At 42.7% G+C, this 6,108-nt stretch carries 6 protein-coding genes and 1 pseudogene; 1 reads left to right on the top strand and 6 read right to left on the bottom strand.

Translation table 11 applies throughout. The features are described from left to right. Window positions 1–153: 153 nt before the first annotated feature. The 4 genes from H6G97_RS43295 to ssuD form a co-directional block, all read right to left on the bottom strand. The gene (locus H6G97_RS43295; protein ID WP_190946677.1) at window positions 154–429 is read right to left on the bottom strand and encodes an acyl-CoA dehydrogenase family protein; all 276 of its coding nucleotides are present in this window, start codon (window positions 427–429) and stop codon (window positions 154–156) included. A 17-nt stretch (window positions 430–446) separates the two neighbouring features. Beyond that, window positions 447–1,535, bottom strand: coding sequence for a dimethylsulfone monooxygenase SfnG (gene sfnG / locus H6G97_RS43290; RefSeq protein WP_190946676.1), 1,089 nt, complete (start codon window positions 1,533–1,535; stop codon window positions 447–449). Between the two features lie 90 nt (window positions 1,536–1,625). After that, window positions 1,626–2,195, bottom strand: a complete 570-nt coding sequence (ssuE, locus tag H6G97_RS43285; protein ID WP_190946675.1) for an NADPH-dependent FMN reductase — start codon at window positions 2,193–2,195, stop codon at window positions 1,626–1,628. Window positions 2,196–2,268: 73 nt separating this feature from the next. Beyond that, window positions 2,269–3,414 carry an FMNH2-dependent alkanesulfonate monooxygenase gene (gene ssuD / locus H6G97_RS43280; protein ID WP_190946679.1) on the bottom strand — a complete coding sequence of 382 codons (1,146 nt, stop codon included), beginning with the start codon at window positions 3,412–3,414 and terminating at the stop codon, window positions 2,269–2,271. Between the two features lie 274 nt (window positions 3,415–3,688). Here ssuD and H6G97_RS43275 point away from each other — a divergent pair, with 274 nt between their 5' ends. Further along, window positions 3,689–4,939 carry a tetratricopeptide repeat protein gene (locus tag H6G97_RS43275; protein WP_190946674.1) on the top strand — a complete coding sequence of 417 codons (1,251 nt, stop codon included), beginning with the start codon at window positions 3,689–3,691 and terminating at the stop codon, window positions 4,937–4,939. Here the strand turns inward: H6G97_RS43275 and H6G97_RS43270 are convergent. Together H6G97_RS43270 and H6G97_RS43265 are read right to left on the bottom strand one after the other, a co-directional pair. Continuing rightward, the gene (locus H6G97_RS43270; RefSeq protein WP_190946673.1) at window positions 4,929–5,117 is read right to left on the bottom strand and encodes a hypothetical protein; all 189 of its coding nucleotides are present in this window, start codon (window positions 5,115–5,117) and stop codon (window positions 4,929–4,931) included. The two genes, H6G97_RS43275 and H6G97_RS43270, sit on opposite strands and share 11 nt — an antisense overlap. 112 nt (window positions 5,118–5,229) lie before the next feature. Further along, window positions 5,230–5,943: pseudogene (locus tag H6G97_RS43265) on the bottom strand (phosphate/phosphite/phosphonate ABC transporter substrate-binding protein); the annotation flags it as partial. Between the last annotated feature and the right edge of the window lie 165 nt (window positions 5,944–6,108).

The following is a 6,108-nucleotide window of genomic DNA, read 5'->3' as shown; positions in this document are numbered from 1 at the left end:
GATGTTACATATCATACTTGCTATGAGCGTCAGTCTGACCTAATTGAACAGGTTTCAGTATTTCAACAACAAATTAATGCCTCTCCCAATACAGTAGCAGATCGTTTGTGGGTGACAACTCATCTCAAACCTGATGAGGAAAAACTACGGGTCTCAACCTAGACGAGGTTTAGAGTCGGCTTCGGAAATAATCTTGACTACTTCTGCAAGGGTCACATTTGAGACAAACGCTCCGCCGTACTCTTGGGGAACAGTAATTCCCCACAGCCCACTTTGAGAAAATTGGTGGACTTCTTGGGTAGGTAAACGTCGCTCTTGATCGCGTTCTGAGTCTTGTTTAACAAATTCTACTGCCAGTTCTTGAGCGATCGCGATCACTTCTACATCACTGGTAATGACATGAGCTTTACTTTCTACTACATTTGTCATATATTTACATCCTTAGATCACACAGCTAGTAATTCTTCAGATGAACGCCGAGCTTCTATCTGATGCACCAATGGAATAACTGTCCGACCAAATGCAGGTAAGTCATCGGTATAGTGGAGAAATCCTAGCAAAACCAAATCTACGCCTACTTCGTAGTATTGGCGAATTCGGTCTGCCACCTGTTCTGCTGTGCCAATCAATCCGGTTTTGAAACCATCGTTGTACTGTACTAAATCAGAGAAATCTGAATTAGCCCACATTCCTTGGCGTTCACGAGTAGCAGCACCAGCCTGTTTTACCGCTTCTCCAAACCCATGAACTGCTTCTACATCGGCTTGGGCAATAATTTCTGCTAAAACTTTGTGTGCTTCGGCTTCTGTATCTCGCACAATTGCAAAAGCATTCAGTCCAAACTTGACTTTCCGCCTTTCTTGACGTGCTAAGGCTGAAACTTCTTTAATTTGTTCTCGCACTCCTTCTACCGTATTGCCATTCATAAAATACCAATCAGAAACACGGGATGCCATACTTCGAGCAGCTTTCGAGTTACCACCTTGGAAAATTTCTGGATGAGGTTGGGAAATTGGTTTTGGTTTTACCCAGCCACCATTAATCCGATAAAAGTCACCCTTGAAGTGGAATTCATCTTCTGTCCACATTCCTTTGAGAACTCGAATAAATTCTTCTGAACGACGGTAACGTTCATCATGATCCAGCCAAGGTTCACCATAGATCAGAAATTCATCTTTAAACCAGCCACTCACTACATTTAGACAAAAACGCCCGTGGGAACTAAAGTCAATAGTGGCTCCGATTTTAGCAACAACACCAGGATGCCACAAGCCGGGATGTACTGCGGCAATCAGTTTCAGCCGTTGTGTTTGGGTTGCTAACCCCGCTACTGTTGTGAGTGCTTCTAGTTGATACTCAGCCCCATAACTGGCAATAAACCGAGCTTGTGCTAATGCGTAGTCAAAACCTACTGCTTCTGCTGCTTGAGCCCGTTGCAGATTGTAATCGAAAGTCCAATCAGTGCGTTGAGGAATTTTACTAACTACCAATCCCCCACTGACATTGGGAATCCAGTACGCAAACCGAATATCCATGAATTGTGTCTCCGTATTTTATAAAAAATAGCAGATGGATGGAAATCACCCAGCTGCTGGTAGGAAAGGAGTAAGGATAACTCTGATTAACTAGCCAGCATGGACAAATTCTTTGGCAGCATTCTGGGAATGATTCACCGCTAGAGCAAACTCTTTGAGGACATCTTGCAATCTTTGGTCTATTTCTTCATCAAGTTGCACGCTACCATTTGACTGGATTTGAATTTGCTTATCGACTGCGTATACTGTACTCAGTATATGCCGTGCGCCTAGTTCTGATAGCACAGGTTTTAAGGCATACTCTACTGATAATAAATGTGCTATGGTTCCACCTGTAGCTATAGGTAGCACAACTTTGCCAGCCAAAGCTTTCTGGGGTAATAAATCTAGAAATGCTTTGAGTACACCTGTGTACGCTGCTTTATAAATGGGAGTTGCAATAATTACACCGCTTGCTTTTTCTAGCAGTGCTTTTGGCTGTTGTAATGCGGCACTATCGTAACGTCCATAAGCTAAGTCTTCGGCTGGTAAATCACGCACAGAGATGATATTTGTGGGTAAATTTTTTTGCTGTGACAGAATTTGAGCAGCGTATTCCAAAATAGCGTAGGTTCTGGAAGGGTGGGAGGGACTGCCGGCGATCGCTAATATATTTGTCATGGTAAGTTAAACCTTTTGGGATTTTAAACGCAGAGGTACGCAAAGGGAAGCGCAGAGGTGCGCGGAGTGTTTTTTAATCTACGGTGGCGATTTGCTGTTTGGGGAATTCTTGGTTGGCTACAACCTCGCCAAAGGGACTCAATAGTTGCGGTTCTAGTGTTGGCTGATTTTCTAGGGGTAAACGAGGGAAAAGTAATTCTGCTACTCGATATGCTTCTTCTAAATGAGGATAACCAGAGAAGATAAAGGTATCGATACCTATTTCTTGATATTCCCGCATTCTCTGAGCAACGGTATCGGGATCGCCTACTAAGGCTGTGCCAGCACCACCACGGACTAAACCGATTCCTGCCCATAAATTCGGGCTAATTTCTAAGGCTTCACGAGAGCCGTTGTGTAATTCTTTCATCCGGCGTTGTCCTTCGGAATCCATGCGGGCGTAGGCTTGTTGCGTTTTGGCGATCGCATCTTCATCTACGTAGCGAATCAAATTGTTAGCTGCATCCCAGGCTTGGCTTTCTGTCTCTCGCACAATCACGTGGAGACGAATCCCAAAACGTAATGTTCTCCCTTGGGCTGCTGCTAACTGACGTACAGAGGCAATCTTTTGGGCAACTTGTTCTGGTGGTTCGCCCCAAGTTAAATATACATCTACGTGTTTGGCTGCAATTTCTTGAGCAATCGGAGAAGAACCTCCAAACCACAGAGGCGGATGAGGTTTCTGGATTGTGGGAAATAATAGCTTACCACTTTGGATATTCAGATGATTTCCCTGGAAGTCGGCAGTTTCTCCAGCTGCAATCTCTCGCCACACTGCCAAAAATTCATCTGTTAATCTGTAGCGATCGTCATGAGAAAGATGCAATCCATCTCCCGCCAATTCCACTGGATCGCCACCGGTGACGACGTTAATCAACAACCTTCCACCAGAAATGCGATCAAAGGTTGCTGCCATTCGTGCTGCTACTCCCGGCGACATCAACCCCGGACGAATAGCCACCAAAAACTTCATCCGCTTGGTGTGTGTCACCAAAGTTGATGCCAAAACCCAGGCATCTTCACATGAACGGCCTGTAGGTAGTAATGCCCCTGCAAAACCTAAATGATCTACTGCTTGGGCAATCTGCCGCCAGTAATCAAAGTTGACTGCCCGCCCGCCTATGGCAGTACCAAGATAGCGCCCTTCACCGTAAGTTGGAATAAACCAAAGTAGCTGCATGATATCTATAGTCAAAGTAGCTGCAATATTTCCTGGTCTTTAATTACGGTAATCTTACCAATTTACCGTATTATTTAATTCACTTTTAGACTATCGCACAGTCAGTTAAGCAAAGCAATACCTTTACAAAACTAATTACTGTTAGTCGGTAGAGTTTTAGTAGTTTGATGCTTGCGGTTTTGCGGTAGCTATGACATACTCGTAATTACATTATTCCTATAGATTTACCGTAGTTTGCAGTTTGCTTCACAAATCTTGCTGCAAAGAATTAATCATGCTTAAAGATGCACAAGGACTAGTAGTTACAACAGATTCAGCCAATGCGAAAGCAGCCATTAACCGTTTTATCGATCAGATGCTTGGTTATGGTAAAGATGCAGAAACAGCAGTTTTACAAGCAATTGCAGCAGATCCTACTTGTGCATTAGCTCATGCTTATGCGGCTGCTTATTATCTCACCCAAGAAAATCGCAAAGCTTGGCAGGTAGCTCTACCACATCTGCAAAATGCACAACAGTATTCGACCAAGGTTACTGCCAGAGAAAAGTTATATGTGCAAGCTATTTTAGCTTGGGCAAATCAAGAAATTGATGTAGCGATCGCCACTCATGAAGAGATTGCTAATCAATTTCCCCGTGATTTAATATCTGTGCAGCAGGGGCAGTATCACTATTTTTATACAGGAAATAAAGAAAAATTACTGGAAATTGCCCAGAAGGTTTTACCTAGCAATCCTCAACAACATTATTTATATGGCATGGTAGCCTTTGGATTAGAACAATGTCACCAACTCAAAGCAGCAGAAAAGATAGCTCGTCAAGCGATCGCATTGAATAGATATGATCCTTGGGCGCATCATGCGATCGCTCATGTCATGGAAACTCAGGGAAGAGTTGAGGAGGGGATAGCTTGGATGGAAAGTTTTGCAGATACCTGGGAAAACTGCAACTCCATGCTCTACACTCATAACTGGTGGCACATTGCACTATATTATTTGCAGTTAGAAAACTACCAAAAAGTTCTCAAACTCTACGATACGCATATTTGGGAGCGTGCTAACAAACAATCTCCTAAAGACCAAGTAGGAGCAATTTCATTATTATTACGCCTAGAATTGCGCGGTGTAGATGTGGAGAACCGTTGGCAAAACATCAGTCCTTATCTTTACAGCCGGATTGATGAACACGCATTACCATTTCAGGATTTGCATTATGTCTATGCCCTTGCCAAAGCCGGACACCATGATTGGGTGAACCAAATGCTTCAGAGTATGCAGTATCACACTTTGAGTATTAATCCTTTCCTGCGACGGAGTTGGGTAGAGGTAGCAATTCCCGCAGCTAGAGGAATGGTAGCTCATGCCAAAGGCGATTTCAACACGACTGTTGCAGAACTGAAACCTGTTTTACCACGCTTGCATGAGATTGGAGGGAGTCATGCACAGCGAGTATTGTTTGGGCAAGTTTATCAAGATGCGGTATTGTCGGCACAACAGCAGAGTTGGAATTATGGTATTACTGCTTGATGTGAAATCTATCTTTTATCCGGCGTTTCTGATTAATGGGATGATATATTATCTCACTCACTAGACGCAGTACCGCTAAGGCAGAACCCGCAGGATGGCGCAGAGAGTAAGAGTTTGATAGATGAAATTTATAACTTGTATACCGCGATTTAGCAAAGCCTTTTGTTAAGTAAGGCATGAGGAAAACTGCTACAGATTATAATTGCGATCGCAATCAAGCATATATTTTCTGCCCAAAAACTCAATCTTTCTCTTTGCGTCTTTGCTATTTTTTGTGAGCTTTTCTGTTTTTAAACGATGGCACGGAGGCGAGCGCTGTAAATCTGATTTAATATCTGATAATCTTCCAATCTCACTGCGGCAAAACGTCTGACTCCGAACTGTTTCATCACTTTTTGTAACTCTGCATCTGGTTGCAGTAATGCCAACTGCATTTGCTGAATTAAAGATATACCTAGACGCTGTGCTACTACCAATGGTGGCATCGGAGAAGGCCCCAACACTTCCACCACACGCAAATGCTGTGATAATTCAGGAAAATCCTTTAATTCCTGTTCTAGCACCACACTATCAATCGCTGCACAATCTACCAATCCCTCAACTACCCAGCGAATTGAACGCTGATGTGAACCTGATTGTAGCGTTTTGCCAAAGAAATTTTCAGGATGTTTTTCTTGAACTAATTTATGAGAAAGTAAATTATAACCACTATTAGAACCCAGATCATTATAACAAAATATTTTTCCTGCTAAATCTGTAAACTTTTTGATATTACTATTAGCATTGACAATAACATCTGCATAGTAAACAGGGCAGTTGCTATATCGTGATGATTGCATTACTGGCGCAACTAAAGTCTGCAATTGATTTGAAACTATTTGACTATAGCGAATTAGTGGCAATCCACAAATAAAAGCTAAGTCTATCTGGTCTTGGAATAATAGATCATCTTCTAGGGGATCATATTCACCTTGTTGTAGTTGGAATTCTATTTTTAAAACACGACCTAAATACTGTCGGTTCGCTCATTTGAGGATGACAAGAAGAATTAATGCTTTGAGGAGAAAGGAATACGGCAATTGTACGAATCCTCAAACATTATTAGCACCATTTCCCGGTAGTCTGGAGGACATCTGTTGAGATGGGTGCGCGGATGAGCAGTGAACTCT

Source organism: Nostoc flagelliforme FACHB-838 (assembly GCF_014698065.1).
Classification (GTDB): domain Bacteria; phylum Cyanobacteriota; class Cyanobacteriia; order Cyanobacteriales; family Nostocaceae; genus Nostoc; species Nostoc flagelliforme_B.
Note: the sequence above shows the minus strand (reverse complement) of the source record. Positions and strands in the feature narration are given on the sequence as shown.

Bases quoted from the DNA above. Each gene is read 5' to 3' on its own strand.
- H6G97_RS43270 (WP_190946673.1), bottom strand. From the start codon at position 5,117: ATGCCTTACTTAACAAAAGGCTTTGCTAAATCGCGGTATACAAGTTAT.
- H6G97_RS43275 (WP_190946674.1), top strand. From the start codon at position 3,689: ATGCTTAAAGATGCACAAGGACTAGTAGTTACAACAGATTCAGCCAAT.
- ssuE (WP_190946675.1), bottom strand. From the start codon at position 2,195: ATGACAAATATATTAGCGATCGCCGGCAGTCCCTCCCACCCTTCCAGA.
- ssuD (WP_190946679.1), bottom strand. From the start codon at position 3,414: ATGCAGCTACTTTGGTTTATTCCAACTTACGGTGAAGGGCGCTATCTT.
- H6G97_RS43295 (WP_190946677.1), bottom strand. From the start codon at position 429: ATGACAAATGTAGTAGAAAGTAAAGCTCATGTCATTACCAGTGATGTA.
- sfnG (WP_190946676.1), bottom strand. From the start codon at position 1,535: ATGGATATTCGGTTTGCGTACTGGATTCCCAATGTCAGTGGGGGATTG.